Genomic DNA, 17,632 nt, shown 5'->3' with positions numbered 1-17,632 from the left:
CCGAAACATTGCAAAGCAAGCATGATGCCGGAGTCTTAAAACGAAAAGAGCAGACTCTTAGAGTCTGCTCTTGTTCAGAATCATCACACTGTCGTGACAATTCTGCGCTGTCTCACTATGAGACGGATGAATTAATCGCGGTACTGGCGTTTCGGAGCGCGGAAGCGCTTGATGCCTGGATGGTCACCACGACGCTCAGGACGGTCGTTTTCAGCGCGTTGTGGGCGCTCAGAGCGCTCGCTGCGTTCAGCGCGGGCCGGACGGCTGTCGCTGTTGGCGGAAGCGCGGAAGGAACGTTCGGAACGCTCTGCGCGTTCAGCACGTTCGCTGCGCTCAGGACGTTCTGTGCGTTCAGCTCTTTCCGGACGGTCGCGGAAAGCCGGTCTTTCGGTTCTTTCAGCACGCTGTTCGCCACCGCTGAATTCAGCGCGAGCACCTTCAGAGCGGAAACCGCGCGCAGGGGCGCTGGCACCACGGCCGGCACCGAATGGACGGCGGGCACGGTAATCATCACGGTCATCGCGACGATCGGCGCCACGGGCACCACGGGTGAAGCGGTTGTCGTTTGGATCGCGTGGCAGAAGCTCACGCGGAACACGGTCGCCCATGTAATCCAGCATCAGATCTTTCTTCACGAACACGTTCGGGAAGTAAGCTGCGATGAATCGAGCCAGAAGCTCTTCTTTGGAAAGATCCTTGAAGTTGATGTCTTCAGCCTGGATCAGATCCTGGATCAGGTCCATCGCCAGTTGCAATGGGACTGATTCGGAGTCCATGGTGCTGACTTTATCCATAACGTCTTTGATTTTAAGGCCAGCCACTTCATCAGCAGATGGGACCACACCTTTGGTCAAAACTGCTTTCGTGTTTTGCATCACACGGCGAAGAAGGGTCAATTGTTCCGGGTTCACCAAAGTGATCGCGGTGCCTTTTTGACCGTTACGACCGGTACGGCCGATACGGTGAACATAGGATTCAGTATCCCAAGGCAAAGAATGATTCACCACGTGAGTCAGATCTTTGATATCCAGACCACGGGCCGCAACGTCGGTCGCCACGATGACTTTCACCTGACGCTGTTTGAACTTCTTCAAAGTCGCTTCACGTTCCTGCTGGGATTTGTCACCGTGCAGAGAGTCTGCCGGGAATCCACGCTGAGTCAAAATGTCAGCAAGCTCTGCGACTTCCATTTTTGTCTGGCAGAAGATGATGCCATAGAATTCCGGAGCGGTTTGCAACAGACGGGCAATCACTTCGGTTTTGTAGGAGTTCTTAACTGTGTAGTAGATCTGCTCAATAGTGTCAGCCGTGCCGCCCACTTTGTTCACAGAGACAGTTTCAGGATTTTCAAGGTAAGTGGAAGTCAAACGACGAACTTCCGAAGACATGGTTGCAGAGAACAACCATGTACGGCAAGCCGCGCGAACAGAGTCTGAATCTTCCGGCTGAGTTGCAGAAAGGATTGTTTCCAGAGCTTCTTTAAAGCCCATGGAAAGCATTTCGTCAGCTTCATCCAGAACGACAGTTTTCACGCTCTGAAGTTTGATCATTTTCTGTTCAAGGAAGTCAACCAGACGGCCCGGAGTTGCCACCACGATGTGTGCGCCACGTTTAACGCCGTCGATTTGTGTGCGGTAAGAAGCGCCACCGTAGATGGTGACGACGCGAACGCCTTTTTTCTTACCCAGCAAAGTCAGTTGTTCTGCCACTTGCAGAGCCAGCTCACGCGTTGGGCTCAGGACAAGAGCCTGAGTGTCTTTGGTGGTGCTGTCGATATTTTCAATCAGCGGAATCCCGAAGGCAGCGGTTTTACCGGTACCCGTGGAAGCCAGACCGATAAAGTCATTGGCACCAGCCAGCAGAATCGGCAAAGCCTGACGCTGGATCGGAGTTGGAGTGGTGAAGCCCATGTCTGCCATCGCAGCCATCACAGGTGCACTCAGTCCAAAGTTTTCAAAATTGTCTACGGTTGTTAACGGAGTCATTAGAGACCTTTCAGGTATTGGAAGTGGTCTCAAATAAAAAACACCATATGTGCATTGATACCGCACTGCTTGCGGCAGATCCAAGCCCACTTCAAAAAGATGCGCCAAGATAGTCGATCTTGGCGCCCAGAATAATGAACTATTTGCACAACGGAAGGGACTTCACGATAGCGGCGATGTTATTGATTTGTTGGTACTTTCCGCCGGATTTGATCACGGCCCAATACACCCCTGAACTTACGACAATACGACCTTTGCTCTTGATCTGGCCGGCCATAATGCCAACTCCGCAGTGCAGGTTGATATAGGGATCCAGGATGGTCTTCTTGGGGTCGGTAGGCGCCAGGTTCTTATCCTTTTGCCAGTCAAACTTGCAGTAGCGGGCCCACTGGACATCCTGATAGGACAGTTGCAGAAGCCCTTCAGAGTAGACCTTCCCGCCGGTCACAGGGTCTGTGCCCATAGTGGTTTCGTGCATGCGTGAAACGGGACTGTAGGCGCTCTCATATTTTGCGATGGCGACAAAAAGCTGGGCCCAGGCATTGGCCCGCTGGTTGTTGTCCAGGGTGTTGTATTTCGGGCAGAAGGTGGTGATATCGTCAGCGCCAGGAAGCAGGCTGCTCCATTCGTTCAAAATCAGCTCTTGCAGATATTTGGACCATTCGGTGCGCTCTGGGTACTTGGTGCTTTCCCAGGCCAGGGCCTGCATCTTATAGCCGGGTTCCGGTTCTGGGGTCGGCGTTGGCGTGGGTGTTACGCCCGTATTGGTATCATCACCGGGATCGGTGCTGCCGGGATCTGTGGCCCCTGCACTTTGGTTGGAATCATCCAGACTGGTGACTGGAAATTGGCTGGAATTTGCACAACCTGTGAACAGAACAACGAGTGAAATCAAGGCGGCAGCGATTGTATTGTTTTTAACTGCAGTGTGGTTCTTTGTTGCGATCATGTGTAACCCCCGCAGCTCTACCAGAGCAACGTCGGGACCATGTGAGGTGGGTCTATATTTGGCGAAGTGCTTGATATCTCTTAAGGATTTGGACCAGAAAAATCGCGAATTTATGATTTTTTGTGTACACTCTGAGAGGTGCTAAAAAAGAAGGCAGATTTTCCCGAAATTTTTTGAAGCCTTCAGAGGCAAAAAAAGTTATACGAAGGACCTATGATTCATTTATCGAACATCACCAAGCAGCAGGGTAACAAAGTCCTCTATCGCAACGGATCTTTCCAGATCAATGCCGGAGAGAAAATCGGTCTGGTCGGCCCCAACGGCGCCGGTAAAACCACCATCTTCCGCATCATCATGGGCGAAGAGGGCATCGACGGCGGCACTATTTCCAAATCGGATCGTACTGTGATCGGTTACTTCTCCCAGAACATCGAAGAGATGAAAGGGAAGTCCGCTCTTGAGGAAGTAAAGTCCGCTGTTGGCAACATCGGCGACATGCAGGCGCGCATGCAGGAATGTGAAGCCAAGCTTGCTGATCCGGATCTGGATCCGGATGAAATGATGAAGATTCTTGAAGTCTACGGTGAACTGCAGGGCGAATTTGAACGCCTGGGTGGTTATGACCTTGAATCCCGTGCCGCTGAAATCCTGACCGGTCTTGGTATCGGCCCGGACGATTATCACCGTCCTTGCGAAAGTTTCTCTGGCGGTTGGAAAATGCGTATCGCTTTGGCAAAAATCCTGGCGCTGAATCCGGAAGTTTTGTTGATGGATGAGCCGACGAATCACCTGGACGTTGAATCCATCGTGTGGCTGGAAGAGTGGCTGGTGAACTTCAAGGGCGCGATTCTGATGACAAGCCACGATCGTGATTTCATGAACCGTCTGGTGGGTAAGATCGTTGAGATCGCCAACAAAACCATCACGGTCTATGGTGGCAACTATGACTTCTATGAAAAAGAACGCGACATCCGCAAAGAACAGCTTATTGCCGCAGCCAAACGTCAAGAGGACATGCTGGCGAAGGAAGAAGAGTTCATTGCCAGATTTGCGGCGCGTGCTTCCCACGCAGCGCAAGTTCAGTCCCGCGTGAAGAAACTTGAAAAGATCGACCGTATTGAAATCCCGGACGAAGAAGCTGAAATCAAATTTGAATGGCCGGTGCCTGCCCGGGGCGGGGACGAGGTGGTGAAGCTGGAAGGCCTTTCCAAGATCTGGACACGTGATGACGGCAAGGAAAAACTGGTCTTCTCGGGGGCTAATGCTTTGGTGAAACGTCTGGACCGTATTGCGGTTGTGGGTGTGAACGGTGCGGGTAAATCCACACTGCTTAAAATCATTGCCGGTCATGCCGAAGCCACTGAAGGCAAAATGACTTTGGGGGCTTCCATCACTCTGGGGTATTTCTCCCAAAATTCTTTGGACGTTCTGGATCCAAAGATGACAATCGTGGATGAGGTTCACTCGCGCATTCCGAATGCGGGTATGGGCACGGTGCGAAGTCTTTTGGGTGCTTTCAAATTCTCGGGCGAAGAGGCCGAGAAAAAGATCTCGATCCTGTCGGGTGGCGAAAAGTCCCGCGTGGTTCTGGCCTGCATCCTGGCGCAGCCGGTGAATTTGCTGATTCTGGATGAGCCGACGAATCACCTGGATATCAAATCCCGCGAATTGCTGCTGGATGCGATCAAGAACTTCCCGGGCACTGTGATGATCGTATCGCACGACCGTCACTTCCTGCGCGAAGTGACCACCAGAGTCTTCGAAGTCGACAAGAATCAGATTCGCATCTATGACGGCGACTACGAGTACTATCAGCACAAAAAACAACAAGAGCAGATGGCTTAATGGCCGGCAAAACCCTGGATCTGAAAAGTTTCAAAATTCCGCTGGGAAAACTTTCCCCGCTTGAAACTTTTCGCACTCGCCAGGGGGATGTCCTTTCTTACCGTATTTACCCCGCTTGGTCGGACAACCTGATTGTTCTGTATCACGGGGTGGGGAGCGACAGCCGGTACATGTGTGTCCTGGCCACCGCCATGGCCCAGGCCGGGCTTGGTACCGTGGTGACCCCGGATCTGCGCGGTCACGGCGCCAGTCTTAAAGCGGCCGATCCGCATTCACAGCATCAATTCGAAATCGATCTTGAAGAATTAATCATTCATATCAAAATGACTCGCGCGGTTTCTCGCGTGATATTGGCCGGTCACTCGTTGGGTGGCGGTTTTGTGTTGCGTGTGGCGGTGTCGGACATTCGCAGGCAGTTCGCCCAATTTCTGGCGATCTCTCCGTATCTGCCGCCCGGTTTGCATGTTTTCCACGACGATTTCGGCGGATGGATTTCACCGGACGGCAATGGTGGTTTTAAGGTCAACTTGCCTGTTGAGTTCGTCAGTGGTCAGGAAAAGCTGACTTACAGTGCGGCCTATCTGGCAGCAGTGACTCCGTCAGATAAGATCATGGCAGATATTCAGAAGCTTCATCCGCCGGTTCACGTGGTCGTGGGTGAACAGGATGAACTCATCATCCCGCAGCGGCAGGAGCAGCTCTTCACCGAAGCGGGAGCGAACATCCGTGTGGTGCAGGGCCTGAATCATCTCACGATTGTCTCGAAACCGGATGTTTGGCTGCAGCAGATTTCACTTTGAGCCGCAAGCATTACGAATTATCCCCCAGGTGGGGAATTTACTCTAAACCCCTTTAGCTCTATTAAAGTCCTGCCGAAAAGTTATACGAAATAACCAAAATAATTGAACGTAGGTGGTGGTTATGAATACGGAGCTTGGCGCATTTGCGCTCAGGCAGATGCTTGCTTCGACAGCAGTGTTGGGCCCGATCCTGATCTTGATCGGCCTTTGTTACTTCCTCTTTAACCAAAGCAGAAGAAGTGTGACCTTGTATATAGGCACGGGTTTAATTCTGACCGTCATCGGAGTCGCCTGTCTGTACTCCGAACTCCAAAGCGAAGACTCGCGGGCCCACAACGATGCGGCCATCGAACAGGTCGAAGTCATCGCAGAGGAAGCTGTTCGGAAGTAGTTCCTTTTACTTCCTTCCTAGCGCGGGGGATTTGGCGGCTTGTTGCCGCAGCCTTGGCGCTACGGGGGACGCCATCCGGGCTCAATTGTCGTTCGTCCCCTTCGGCCAAGCCTGCGGCAACAAGCCGCCAAATCTGCGTTGAATAAAGCAAAAGAAACCACTTCCGAACATCCCATCACAAAGACGTCGGTTCTATGTCACATCGTCGTGCACCTACGCTCAAAAACAAAGCACTTCGAATTTCTACCGTACTGGCACCTATTGTCGCGTGCCTGCGCAGTTAAGAACACATTGATAGTTATTAGATATTTCCGACTGGAGCAATTTGGATGGGGACTTGAGGGAGCCCGACGCAGCGGTCTTTGCCGGCGCCTGGATGGCGCGAACTCGGCCCCGAAGGGGACGAGCGGCAATTGAGCCCGGATGGCGTACCGCGGAGGCGGGATCCCTCAAGACCCCATCCAAACCCCGCGCCACCCGGCAACGAACAAACCCACAATCAGTGAGTTTTAATTTCTGTCCAAGAGTCTTCGAAGAGTTTGTTTTTTTCGCCTTGGTCTTGGATTCGTTCCAGTTTTTTAAGAGTGGCTTCGTCCGGGAATAAGGCGCGGTTGTTTTGCATTTCTTTTGTCAGCGAGGCTTTGGTGTTTTTTAGAACGGGGCCGCCAAGGATTGTCTTTACGCGGTTGATTTCGGCTTGTTCACTTAGCAGGAAGTTGATCAGCTTGTGGGCGGCCTCCGGGTGTTTGGCGCCTTTGATGATGACCAGGTTGTCGATGGCGAATGTTCCACCTTCTTCCGGGATGATGTATTCGATTTTTCCTGGGGACTTGTCGGCGGCCTGAAGGGCGTCAGAGGAATAGGTCTGAGCGGCAGCGACTTCCTTGTTGTTCAGGATGTCGATGGTGTCAGAGGCAAACATCTTTACGTTCTTCTTTGCTTTTAACAAAGTGTCTTTGGCTTTTTTTATTTCTTCCGGGTTGGTGCTGTTCACGCTGAAGCCGTTCATTTTCAGGGCGGCGCCCAGGGTTTCGCGCACGTCATCCAAAAGGGCGAACTTGCCTTTCAGTTGCGGATTTTCCAGAAGGTCTTTCCAGCTTTTGATCGGGCCTTTGTAAAGATCACGGTTCACTGCGATGCCTGCTGTCGTCCAGATGTAGGGCAGCGAGAACTTGTTTTCCGGGTCGTAGTTCTGCTTCAGGAACTGAGGATCAATCAGGGTTTTGTTTGAAATCTGGTCCGGCTTCAGTGCTTCCAGCAGATTCATCTTGGACATGACTTCGACCATATAGTCCGAAGGCACGGCCACGTCGATGCCGGACGATCCCATTTGCACTTTGGCCAGCAATTCTTCATTCGAGGAATAGTTGGAAATGTTGATCTTGATGCCGGTTTCTTTCTCAAACTGCGCCTGCAATTCCGGGGAGATATAGTTGCCCCAGATAGACAGGTTCACTTCTTTGGCTTCAGAAACTTCAGCAGACTTCTTTGTACATCCCGCCAGCAGCCCACAAAGAACCAGGCCGGCCATCAATATTCTCGACATTTTTTTATTTCCTTCTTATTGTTAGAAGCATGTTGGAACTTCTGAATATCGGCAAGAGTTTTTCCAGTCAAACGGCTCTGAAGGGAGTCAATCTTTCCATTGGGGAAGGGGAGTTTTTTTCCCTCTTGGGGCCCAGTGGATGTGGAAAGACAACACTTCTTCGCATCATTGCCGGTCTTGAAAGCGCCACTTCAGGGCAGATTCTGCTGGATGGTCAGCGCGTGGATCATCTGCCTGCGCAAAAACGTCCCTTTAACATGGTCTTTCAGCGCTATGCTCTTTTCCCGCACATGAGCGTGGGGGAAAACATTGCCTATGGTCTGCGCCTGAAAGGTTTGGGTAAAGATCAGATCGAGGCCAAGGTTGCTGAAGTGCTGGCCTTGGTGGACATGGGCGAGTTCCGGGACCGCAAGCCTGAAACATTGTCCGGCGGGCAGTCCCAACGTGTGGCCGTGGCGCGCGCCCTGGTGAACGAACCCCGCGTGCTTTTGCTGGACGAGCCTTTGTCGGCGCTGGATTACCGCATGCGTGAACACATGCAAAAGGAGCTGCGTGCCTTGCAGCAAAAACTGGGGCTGACCTTTATTTGTGTGACTCATGATCAGGAAGAGGCTTTGGCCCTTTCAGACCGTATCGGCATCATGAGCCGGGGAGTTTTGGAGCAAGTCAGTTCTCCGCGCGAGATTTACGAAAATCCGGAAACCATCTTTGCTTCTCAGTTTGTGGAATCCACCAGTCTGCTGCGGGGCGAGCTTGTCGAGGTCAGTGAGGACCTGGCCACCATTCGTCTGGGCGATGGCAGTCTTATCAAAGGTAAAATCAACGTGCCGCCGGATCAGATCCGTCTGGGGATGAGCATCGAAGCCTACGTTCGTCGCGCCATGGTCTTTGGCGAGCGTGAAAAGTGAAATTAAGAGATCTGTTCCTTCTGCCGGTGGGTTTGTGGTTTGTGGTCTTTGTGCTGCTGCCGCTGATTATTGTCGGGGTGGTGAGTTTTGCAACCCGCGGAACCTATGGTGGCGTCGAATGGTCATGGACCATGGCCAACTATGTGCGGGCTTTTTCGCCGACTTACCTGGGGATTTTTGCCGAGAGTTTCAAGCTGGCTCTTGTTACGACGGGGTTTTGCCTGGTGTTGGGAGTTCTTGTGTCCTGGGCCATGGCGACCTCTTCCACGCGTTTGCGCCAGCTTTATCTGATGGCCATCGTTCTGCCATTTCTGACCAATCTGGTGATTCGTATTTACGCCATCCGACTTTTTGTCGGGGCCGAGGGGCCGCTTCAGGCCGGGCTGACGTTCTTGGGAATTCCCTTTGATGCATTTGCCCTGACCCAGAACAAGTGGCTGGTGCTTTACGGAATGATCACAACTTATCTGCCATTTATGGTTTTGCCGCTGTATGGGGCATTTGAAAAATTTGATTTTTCTTTGGTGGAGGCCGCTCAGGATCTGGGGGCGGATGTCTGGAAAATTCTTTTTACGGTGATTTTGCCGAATCTGAAAAAAGCTCTGTGGGCGGGGTCCTTGCTGGTGTTTATTCCTTCATTGGGTGAATACGTGATTCCCGATCTTTTGGGCGGCGCCAAGAACATGCTTTATGGAAACCTGATCACCGAGCAATTTTTGAAAGCCCGTGACTGGCCTTTCGGGGCTGCCTTGTCTGTGCTGATGATGGTGCTTTTGCTGGTGTTGGCGTTGGTATTCAGAATGTGGGAGGCGCGCCGTGCCCGCAATTGAACGAAGCCGTCCTCAGGCGCCCCCACTAGCGAAGATTGTTTTGTGGGTGACGCTGCTTTTGCTGCACACACCGATTCTGGTTATGATTCTGGGGGCGTTGATTGAAAAGACGCCGGATTCCTGGAACTGGACCCTGCGCTGGTTTGCTGAAGTCGTGAATGATCAGGCTTTGATGGATGCCTTGAAAAACAGTGTGTTTGTCGGCGTGATTGCAAGTCTTCTTTCGACTGTGATTGGCACCAGTGCGGCGGTGGGATTGTACCGCTCTGCCGGAGGCTGGCGCTGGGCTGTCGAGGGGCTGTCCGTGGTTTCTCTGGTGTTTCCAGAGATTGTTTTTGCGCTGTCGCTTTTGTCGTTGTTCTTTATTTTGCAGTTTGAGCTGGGGCTGACAACCGTCGTGATTGCCCATGTCAGCTTCAGTATTTCCTATGTGATGATGACTGTCGGGGCAAGGCTTGCAACGCTGGATCGCAGCCTTGAGGATGCCGCCCGTGATCTTGGCGCCACCGAATGGCAGACCTATCGTTCGGTGGTGTTGCCGCTGTTGGTGCCGTCGATCATCGGTGGCGGGGCTTTAAGTTTCTTGCTGTCCTTTGACGATTTTCTGATCACCTATTTCGTGAACGGTGTGGGGCAGGATACGCTGCCAGTCAAGCTTTACACGGCGATGAAACTGGGGGTCAGCCCCAAGCTCAATGCGCTTTCAAGTCTGATGTTTGTTATGACTTTGCTGGCGCTGATTTTCTTCTTCCGTTCTTCCGCGTTCCGTGTTTTCTTTGAAGCGCGGGGGAAGCATGAATCCAAATCAGAAAAAGAAAATCCTTAGCTGGGCCTTTTATGACTGGGCCAACAGTGGTTATGCCACGACGGTCATGGCCGCCTTTTTTCCGGTTTTTCTTAAGCAATATTGGAGTGTCGGCACTGACGCTGTTGTGACCACGGCCCGTCTGGGTGTCACCATTTCTGTTTCAAGTCTGGCAATTGCATTACTAAGTCCCACTTTGGGCGTTATCGCGGACATGAAGGGCTATAAAAAGCTCTTTTGCATGGTCTTTACTTTAATTGGGGTCGTCGGTTGTGCCTGGATGGGGTTCATTCCGCAAGGGGACTGGGTCAGTGCTTTGTGGGCCTACGGTATCACACTGGCGGCTTTTAATGCGGCCAGTGTTTTTTATGATTCGCTTCTTCCTTACGTGGCGGAGCTCAAGTACATGGACTTTGCTTCGTCGTTGGGATACTCGCTGGGCTATCTGGGCGGCGGCGTCCTGCTGCTGCTGAATGTGCTGATGGCCCTTTATCCGTTAAGCTTTGGTATTCCGGATGCTACGGTGGCGACCAAGCTGTCGTTCATGATTGTGTCGGTGTGGTGGCTGGCGTTTTCTTTACCACTGATGAAGAACGTGCCAGAGCCTGATGCGGAAAGATCGGTGAAAGGCATCGGGACCTTGACGCTGGAAAGTTTGCGCACACTCAAAGGGACTTTGAAGGCCCTGATGAAAGAGCGCAATCTGTTTATGTTCATGGTGGCTTATTGGCTTTATATTGATGGGGTCTACACCGTGATGACCATGGCGGTGGATTACGGAATTTCGATTGGTTTTGAATCCAAGGATCTGATTGCCGCTTTGCTGATCACGCAGTTCATCGGTTTCCCTTGTGCTTATTTCTTCGGAACTTTGACCAAGCGCTGGGGCGCCAAGATGCCAATTCTGGTTTGTATCATAGTGTACGGAGTGACTGTGATAGCCGCCACCCAGATGAAAACCGCCACGCATTTCTATTTGCTGGCGACCGTAATCGGTCTGGTGCAGGGTGGGGTGCAGTCCCTCAGTCGCTCTATGTTTGGCCGTATGATCCCGAAAGAGGCCAGTGGCGAATACTTTGGTCTGTTCAACCTCGTGGGCCGCTTTGCCTCGATTCTGGGGCCATTGGTGGTCGCGGCCGGGGCGATGCTCAGCGGAAGCTCGCGCTGGGGGATGGTGGGGTTGCTCGTTCTATTCGTTTCTGGCGGCGTTCTGCTGGCCATGGTGAAAGAGCCTCGCGACGCCTAATCCTTTTTACCGAGGCCCCAAAAAGGGGTGGACTTTATCGGGGGTTCGCTGGATAACCCTCCGATATGACTTATAATCCTCGCGATCACTACTTCAGAAAAGCAAAGCAGGAAAACTTTGCGGCTCGTTCCGTCTTCAAACTTGAAGAGATCGACCAGAAATTCAAGATGTTCAAGCCCGGTCAGGTGGTGCTGGATCTGGGTGCTTCTCCGGGGTCGTGGTCGCAGTATGCTTCCAAGATGGCGGGTGAAAAAGGCCGTGTTCTGGGTGTGGACCTGAGCCCGGTGACGGTGAAGCTGAAGAATGCCGTATTTATTCAGGCCGATCTTCGTGATCTGAATCTGGAAGACATCTTTAAGGAACATGGCTTTGTGCCGCCGTTTGATATTGTGATGTCAGACATGGCGCCCAAGACCACGGGCATTCGCATGACCGATCAGGCACGTTCCATGGAGTTGTGTGAGCTGGCTTTGGATGTCGCTCGTCGCTTCCTGAAAAAAGACGGACACTTTGTGTGCAAGCTCTTCCACAGTGATGACTTCGGCAAGCTTCGCGATGAAATGAAAAAGACCTTCGCGAAAGTGGAGGCCGTGAAGCCGGATTCCACCCGCAAGATTTCCAAAGAGATATTCCTCGTAGGCCTTAGTAAAAAATGATTCAGATCGTATTTGAGAATACTCACTTTATCATCTGTGACAAACCCGCAGGTGTGCTTTCCACACCCAGTCGCTTTGAAGAAGATGATGCCCGTCTGTGCCTGGGAACGGCTTTACAGAAGGAAAAGGGAATTCAAATCTATCCGGTGAACCGACTTGATTTCGAAGTTTCGGGTCTGGTGGTTTATGCCAAGACAGCAGAGGCGCATCGTAAAGCCAATGCGTGGTTCGAAAACAAGACTGTGAAAAAGACCTATCGTGCTCTGACCACCGGGCAGAGTTATGCGCATATCCCGGCGAACGTGCCCAATGATAAACTGGCACTCAGTCCGCAAGTGGGGAACACATTTGAGTGGCGCTGTCGTTTGCTGCGGGGAAAACGCCGGGCGTATGAAAGCCCGCAAGGCAAGGAATGCCTTACTGTGGCGGTTTTCAGAGGCATGCAGGGCGAATATCAGGTCTGGGATCTGAACCCTGTCACTGGACGTTCGCACCAATTGCGTTTTGATTTAAGTCGTCACGGTTATCCGATTGTGGGTGACAAACTTTATGGATCAACTGTGGAACTTTCTGACAATCGCATCGCTCTTCGCTCGTACAGAATTGACTTTGCGAACGCAAATGGAGCCTCAGCTCTAGGGCTGCCGGAGTTCATCGAGATCTCTTCATCTTAGTCTTTGCGTGGCTTTGCAAAATGTCATGTATGGCAGTGCATATAAAAATCGTTTGCACGATCTCATCGAATAGTACTTAATTGATTGCATGAGTAATACTTATTCTGAGTACAGGTCCGAGGTGGGTGAAGTCATGGACTATATCCGCCATATCTTCAAAGCCCTTCGCGTGTCTTCCAGTCAGTTCGAGAAAGATCTAGGTTTGAGTGCCGCACAAATTTTTGTGATGAAAAAACTCAAAGAGGAACCAGGGCTTTCCATCAATGACCTGGCTTTAAGGACCACCACCCATCAAAGCTCCGTCTCTGTGGTGGTCAAAAAGCTTGAAGAGCAAGGCCTTGTATCCCGCATGATATCCAAAGAAGATTCTCGCAAAGTGGTTGTATCGCTCACTCCCTCCGGTCTGGAAAAACTCAGCGAAATCCCCCGAACAGTTCAAGAACATATGATCGACACTCTTCAGAATATGCCGCCGGAAAAAACGGCGTCGCTGGCTGAACTGATGCGCGAATTTGTGATTGAGGCGGGAATTGTGGAGTCGGTTCCTGCGCCAATGTTTGGTGAAGACAGCGGACGCTAGATTTCTCTTTTGATCTGGTCAAGATAGGTTCTGATGAAGGCGACACGATGTTCGCCTTCTTTTTTTGCGGTTGGTGTGTTCAGGTGATCCACCAATTTGAACAGCTTCGAAAAGAAATGATCAATGCCATAACTTTTGTCGTCCAGTTCGCGCGTCTCTGCCCAGGGGTCTTCTTCGGCATAGAAAGGCCGGCTTAGCTGCGTGGTCACGGCAAAGCAGCGGGCAATGCCGATGGCACCCAGGCTGTCCAGGCGATCGGCATCCTGAACAATACGGGCCTCCAGGGTTTCTGGTTTGATGCCGGCACTGTAGCTGTGTGATTCAATGGCGTGGCGAATATCATCAAAGTACTGTTCCGGATACTGCACAGACTTCAGGTATTCAATGGCCGCTTCGGCAGACAGCTTGGAGGCATAAGGCCTGCGCGGATCATTCTTGGGAACATTGATATAGTCGTGAAAGAAGGCCGCCGGCATGACGATTTCCCAGCGGGCATGTTCAGCCTGGCAAAGCTGCTTGGCTGTGCTTACCACGCGCATAATATGAAGATAATCATGCGCGGGATCCGAGCTCGGATAGAGCACGCGAGCCTTGTTGCTAAACAGATGATACCAGTGTTTTTCCTGAAATGCGCTCATGGCTTCAATTTTAAGCTAGGGTTCAACGACTCTCACCATAGGACCGGTGAGTTTGTCAAAATACGCCGTCAAGGGCTGATCCGAGAAACCATCGACATGATCGAAGGTCACATAGCCATAACCCTGATTGCCCCAGAGAGGGCCCCAGGAGTTTTTAAACATAAAGACTCTTTGTTCGTCGTCATAACCCACAATCAGGACTGCGTGGCCTCCGCAGTTGATTTTGCCACTGTCACAGTCGGCGTTGATCTGAGGGCTGAATGTGAAGGTGCCTTTTTGGTCGTTGATATGAGACAGGGATACTTTCAGTGTCACGACGACCGGACGTTTCGCGTCCAGCTCCTGCATGAAAAGTTCGGACCATGGTTTTCGCACCCACATCTGGGTGATGATTTTTGTGCGGAGGCTGCGATAGTCGACGCGGGTGACTTTCTGCTGGCGCAGATCGAAGAAGCTGGTTTGTTCCGGAGTGAAGGGTTTGGTGAAGTCCAGACTGCTTTCCTGATAAGGCAGGTCTTTTTCCAGATACAGACTGTTGCCATTGGAGAAATTCAAAAGCAACTGATAGGTGTTTCCGAATTCCACTTCTGGACGCCATGGGGACTGCACCTTGTGGCGATAGATTTCGTATTCTTCCGAAATGTCGTAATCGTGACCGGTAAAGCCTTTGATGGTGGATTCAATCAATGCTGACACGGCAAAATAAGCACAGGTGTCACGGCGCTTTTGATCTTTGACCTCGGTTTGCAAAGGACGCAGGTCCACCTGCTTGGCCAGAGCCATTTCCAAAAAGAACGAGCATAGCAGGCCGAGCGCCAGAATCAGACGGGTCAAGAGCAGCTTCACGAAACACTCCAGTGTTTAAAATTCATTCAATCTGTAAAGCCAAAGCAAGCTTCTTGCCAGCGGGAAAGCCGCCACCTTGCAGGCGGGGCGACCTCCGGCCCGGCCACAGAGTAAAAACGACAGGATTCATTGATATTTAGACAGTCCTCTTAAGGGGCCGAATTTGATGAAGCTTTGTCCCTGATATCGACCGGTTTGCAGGGGAAAAGAGTTGAACATTTTGTTATCCAACTTCATTCTGTGACGAACTCTTTTTGTACGTGCAGGTTGTGAGTATGTTCCGCGTTTTGATTTTTATGGGCGTCTGCTTTGCCGTTGTTACGGCCCAGGCTGAAAAGATAGTGTTTGCCTCCTATGATGATATTCCCCCTAAGATTTACCGCGAAGCCGGGGAGCTTAAGGGCACTTATGTGGAAATCATCCGCGAGGCCTGCAAGCGCATGAACGTGGAGCCCGTTTTTGAAACTTATCCCTGGCCGCGGGCCGAGGTCATGACAGAATTGGGGAAAGTCGATGCTCTGTTTCCGCCTTTTTTGACGGAAGCCCGCCAGAAGGTTTATTACTTCACTGAAGAGCCCATTAGCAAGACCCGTAATCTGGCTTTCGCTCTAAAAAAGCGCAACTTGAAGATCAACAGTTTTGAAGACTTCAAAGGGCTGACGGTCGGCGTGAATGATCGCTATTCTTACGGTCCCGCCTTTGACGATTTCAAGAAAAAGCTGCGCTTGGATCACAGCACCACCCAAGAGATGCTGGTGAAAAAGCTCAGTGCCAACGACGTAAAACGTGTTGATGTGGTGATCGCCTCGGAAGAAGCATTTTGGTTCCTGATCAGGCGGATGGGGTATAAGGATGTTTTTGAAGAGGTCTTCGTGGTTTCAGAAAATCCGTCTTACGTGGTTTTCTCCAAAGCCGCAGGCAAAGGGCATCAGCAACTGGCGGAACGATTTAACAAAACCCTTTTGAAGATGAAAAAAGAGGGCGTGACCAAAAAGATCTTCGACAAGTACATGAAGTGAGTCAGTCCGGCTCGGGCAGGTTGATCAGATTGTTCTGCCAGGGGGCGGGCTCCCACAGTTCGATGCGCTGTCCTTGAGGGTCATGAATCCAGGCAAACGAACCAAAGTCGTTTTCAACCACTGGGTCCTCGATTTGAATGCCTTTCCCAGCAAGTTCATTCAGCAGAGTTTTCAGGCCATCGACCTGAAAGTGCAGATCAGATCTTTGCTGCGATGGTGTGAAGTCCTGCGTGTCAATATCCCGGGTCTTGTCGGTGATATGGTTTCCCAGGTTGGAGCGGTGCCAGTCCGAAATGCGCTGTTTTTGAAATTCGTGTGCCATGGGATTATTCTGGCGGGCGGTGCCGAGGCCCGCAATGGTGGCGAGCCCCGGTGTGCAAACAAGCAGAATTAATAATTGGCAGGCTGACGCAAAGACTTGCACCAGTCCGGATGGCTTTTGGTTCCGCCGTCATAGGCATAGGCCAGGTTGTTCTTTAGCAGAATGTCCGCCAAAGATCTGCCGTCAACCATGACGTCCGCCAGAATGCGGAAGTACTTGTCACGCTGAACATTGTGAAGCTCCACACTTTTGGCGTTTTTAAGGGTGCTGGCCACAAGGTTGCGGGCAATGCGACCGGCTTCCTTTTCACACTTGTTTTTCGTTTTTACTTCCGGCGTGTCGATGCCAAAAACACGCACGCTGATCTTTTTCCCGATCAGGGCCGGGACATTGGGAATGTTCACGGTCAGGGTGTCACCGTCATAGTTTTTCAGAACCTCCACGCAGCGGAAGGTTTTTTCATCGTGTTCACAGGTGGCTTGGATCGCCGGGACTTCCCGGGCTTGCAAACTTTCAGAGCAGGCGGTGATCATCAGGGGCAGAAGCAGAATCAATGCAGGTTTCAACATAAGGATATTGTAGCGTCTTTTGGGGACCGCTAGCAACTACTCCAGATTCAATCCCACCTGTAAGTTTGAAATGCGAGTCTGGGAACGGATTTTCCTGGAAAGCTGGCGGTCTTTGACGCCGCTTTTAACCAGCGCTCTTTTAATGTCCTGCGGATTCAGGGTTTCCCAAGGGCGGTTGAGCATCAGCGAGGCCGCCAGTCCACTGACCCACGCCGTTGCCTGGGAGGTGCCGCTCATATATCCGTATTTTCCGCCGGGAAGGGCTGAAAACACATTTTTTCCCGGAGCTGCAATATCCACAGAACTTGTGCCGAAGTTACTGGACGCCAGCAGGCGTTTTTGTGAATCCATGGCAGCCACGGAAATGATGTTGTTCAGTTTGTATCCTGCCGGGTAATAGCCCACCAGGTCGGTGTTGCGCCCCTCGTTGCCGGCGGCAGCGACAAAAAGAATGCCCTGTTCCTGGGCGTCGCGAATGGCTGCCTCTTCCATGGGGCTTCTTTCGTCACCACCGCCGGAATAATTGATAATATCCGCTTTCATCTTTGTGGCGTAACGAATGGCCTTCACAGTATTCATCAGGTTGTCGTTCGCCGGAATCGACGGGTCATAATATTTCAAAATCATGAACTTCACCCGCGAAGAACGGGTGCGCTGCTGGATGATGCCGGCCACATGTGTGCCGTGACCGTGGTTGTCGGTCAGGTCGTTGTTGTTGGAAACAAAATTCCATCCATGGAGGTCATCGGCATATCCATTGCCATCATCATCTTTCATATTGTCTTTTTCGCGGGGGTTCACCCACAGATTGTCGCGAAGCAGGGGATGATTCACATCCACGCCGGTGTCGATGATCGCAACGACAATATCCTTTTCTGAATTCTCTTGAGAGTATGAATTCATTGAGGCCCCCAGAACTGTAGTGATTAAAAACAGAATTGCTTTCATGCTGAAGTGCTAAAGCAAGCATGAAGCCAACACGGGGGACGGGTTGAATGTATCTGAACCGGAATTTCACTGCGG

The 17,632-nt window shown here is 51.6% G+C and carries 19 protein-coding genes; 11 read left to right on the top strand and 8 right to left on the bottom strand.

Features of this window, described 5'->3' with window-relative positions:
* Window positions 1-131: 131 nt before the first annotated feature.
* Window positions 132-1,985: a DEAD/DEAH box helicase gene (locus tag B9G79_RS11695; protein WP_232468611.1), complete on the bottom strand. Its 1,854-nt coding sequence runs from the start codon at window positions 1,983-1,985 to the stop codon at window positions 132-134.
* Window positions 1,986-2,124: 139 nt separating this feature from the next.
* On the bottom strand, window positions 2,125-2,934 hold the full coding sequence (locus tag B9G79_RS11690; protein WP_088565660.1) for a hypothetical protein: 810 nt from the start codon (window positions 2,932-2,934) through the stop codon (window positions 2,125-2,127).
* A 213-nt stretch (window positions 2,935-3,147) separates the two neighbouring features.
* On the opposite strand from B9G79_RS11690, the gene B9G79_RS11685 reads away from it, so the two are divergent.
* The 3 genes from B9G79_RS11685 (at window position 3,148) to B9G79_RS11675 (ending at window position 5,970) form a co-directional block, all read left to right on the top strand.
* Window positions 3,148-4,779, top strand: coding sequence for an ABC-F family ATP-binding cassette domain-containing protein (locus B9G79_RS11685; RefSeq protein ID WP_088565659.1), 1,632 nt, complete (start codon window positions 3,148-3,150; stop codon window positions 4,777-4,779).
* The gene (locus B9G79_RS11680; protein WP_088565658.1) at window positions 4,779-5,579 is read left to right on the top strand and encodes an alpha/beta hydrolase; all 801 of its coding nucleotides are present in this window, start codon (window positions 4,779-4,781) and stop codon (window positions 5,577-5,579) included. The genes B9G79_RS11685 and B9G79_RS11680 overlap by 1 nt, the downstream gene beginning before the upstream one ends.
* 121 nt (window positions 5,580-5,700) lie before the next feature.
* Window positions 5,701-5,970, top strand: coding sequence for a hypothetical protein (locus tag B9G79_RS11675; RefSeq protein WP_088565657.1), 270 nt, complete (start codon window positions 5,701-5,703; stop codon window positions 5,968-5,970).
* A gap of 499 nt (window positions 5,971-6,469) precedes the next feature.
* Here the strand turns inward: B9G79_RS11675 and B9G79_RS11670 are convergent, their stop codons facing one another.
* On the bottom strand, window positions 6,470-7,516 hold the full coding sequence (locus tag B9G79_RS11670) for a polyamine ABC transporter substrate-binding protein (protein ID WP_232468609.1): 1,047 nt from the start codon (window positions 7,514-7,516) through the stop codon (window positions 6,470-6,472).
* A gap of 29 nt (window positions 7,517-7,545) precedes the next feature.
* Between B9G79_RS11670 and B9G79_RS11665 the strand changes: the two genes are divergently transcribed.
* The 7 genes from B9G79_RS11665 (at window position 7,546) to B9G79_RS11635 (ending at window position 13,215) form a co-directional block, all read left to right on the top strand.
* Window positions 7,546-8,424 (top strand): ABC transporter ATP-binding protein, encoded by an 879-nt coding sequence (locus tag B9G79_RS11665; RefSeq protein WP_088565655.1) that lies wholly within the window; start codon window positions 7,546-7,548, stop codon window positions 8,422-8,424.
* Window positions 8,421-9,254 (top strand): ABC transporter permease, encoded by an 834-nt coding sequence (locus B9G79_RS11660; RefSeq protein WP_088565654.1) that lies wholly within the window; start codon window positions 8,421-8,423, stop codon window positions 9,252-9,254. Before B9G79_RS11665 ends, B9G79_RS11660 begins: the two co-directional genes overlap by 4 nt.
* Window positions 9,241-10,080 carry an ABC transporter permease gene (locus B9G79_RS11655; RefSeq protein WP_088565653.1) on the top strand — a complete coding sequence of 280 codons (840 nt, stop codon included), beginning with the start codon at window positions 9,241-9,243 and terminating at the stop codon, window positions 10,078-10,080. The genes B9G79_RS11660 and B9G79_RS11655 overlap by 14 nt, the downstream gene beginning before the upstream one ends.
* A complete protein-coding gene (locus B9G79_RS11650; protein WP_232468608.1) occupies window positions 10,049-11,305 on the top strand; it encodes an MFS transporter in 1,257 nt (418 codons plus the stop codon). The genes B9G79_RS11655 and B9G79_RS11650 overlap by 32 nt, the downstream gene beginning before the upstream one ends.
* Before the next feature lie 65 nt (window positions 11,306-11,370).
* Window positions 11,371-11,961, top strand: coding sequence for an RlmE family RNA methyltransferase (locus B9G79_RS11645; protein WP_011163914.1), 591 nt, complete (start codon window positions 11,371-11,373; stop codon window positions 11,959-11,961).
* On the top strand, window positions 11,958-12,635 hold the full coding sequence (locus B9G79_RS11640) for an RluA family pseudouridine synthase (RefSeq protein ID WP_088565652.1): 678 nt from the start codon (window positions 11,958-11,960) through the stop codon (window positions 12,633-12,635). Before B9G79_RS11645 ends, B9G79_RS11640 begins: the two co-directional genes overlap by 4 nt.
* An 88-nt stretch (window positions 12,636-12,723) precedes the next feature.
* A complete protein-coding gene (locus tag B9G79_RS11635; RefSeq protein WP_232468607.1) occupies window positions 12,724-13,215 on the top strand; it encodes a MarR family winged helix-turn-helix transcriptional regulator in 492 nt (163 codons plus the stop codon).
* Here the strand turns inward: B9G79_RS11635 and B9G79_RS11630 are convergent.
* Both B9G79_RS11630 and B9G79_RS11625 read right to left on the bottom strand, forming a co-directional pair.
* Window positions 13,212-13,853, bottom strand: coding sequence for an HD domain-containing protein (locus tag B9G79_RS11630; protein ID WP_088565650.1), 642 nt, complete (start codon window positions 13,851-13,853; stop codon window positions 13,212-13,214). The genes B9G79_RS11635 and B9G79_RS11630 overlap by 4 nt on opposite strands.
* Before the next feature lie 15 nt (window positions 13,854-13,868).
* Window positions 13,869-14,699, bottom strand: coding sequence for a C1 family peptidase (locus B9G79_RS11625; protein WP_232468606.1), 831 nt, complete (start codon window positions 14,697-14,699; stop codon window positions 13,869-13,871).
* 275 nt (window positions 14,700-14,974) lie between these two features.
* On the opposite strand from B9G79_RS11625, the gene B9G79_RS11620 reads away from it, so the two are divergent.
* Window positions 14,975-15,718 carry a substrate-binding periplasmic protein gene (locus tag B9G79_RS11620; RefSeq protein ID WP_088565648.1) on the top strand — a complete coding sequence of 248 codons (744 nt, stop codon included), beginning with the start codon at window positions 14,975-14,977 and terminating at the stop codon, window positions 15,716-15,718.
* 1 nt (window position 15,719) lies between these two features.
* On the opposite strand, the gene B9G79_RS11615 is transcribed toward B9G79_RS11620, so the two are convergent.
* The 3 genes from B9G79_RS11615 to B9G79_RS11605 form a co-directional block, all read right to left on the bottom strand.
* Window positions 15,720-16,040 carry a VOC family protein gene (locus B9G79_RS11615; RefSeq protein WP_088565647.1) on the bottom strand — a complete coding sequence of 107 codons (321 nt, stop codon included), beginning with the start codon at window positions 16,038-16,040 and terminating at the stop codon, window positions 15,720-15,722.
* A gap of 68 nt (window positions 16,041-16,108) precedes the next feature.
* Window positions 16,109-16,609: a thermonuclease family protein gene (locus B9G79_RS11610; RefSeq protein WP_088565646.1), complete on the bottom strand. Its 501-nt coding sequence runs from the start codon at window positions 16,607-16,609 to the stop codon at window positions 16,109-16,111.
* 36 nt (window positions 16,610-16,645) lie between these two features.
* Window positions 16,646-17,512, bottom strand: coding sequence for a S8 family peptidase (locus B9G79_RS11605; RefSeq protein ID WP_232468605.1), 867 nt, complete (start codon window positions 17,510-17,512; stop codon window positions 16,646-16,648).
* Window positions 17,513-17,632: the final 120 nt, after the last annotated feature.

It is taken from the genome of Bdellovibrio bacteriovorus (genome assembly GCF_002208115.1).
GTDB lineage: Bacteria > Bdellovibrionota > Bdellovibrionia > Bdellovibrionales > Bdellovibrionaceae > Bdellovibrio > Bdellovibrio bacteriovorus_C.
The sequence above is the reverse complement of the archived record's forward strand: the minus strand, read 5'-3'. Positions and strand labels throughout refer to the sequence as shown.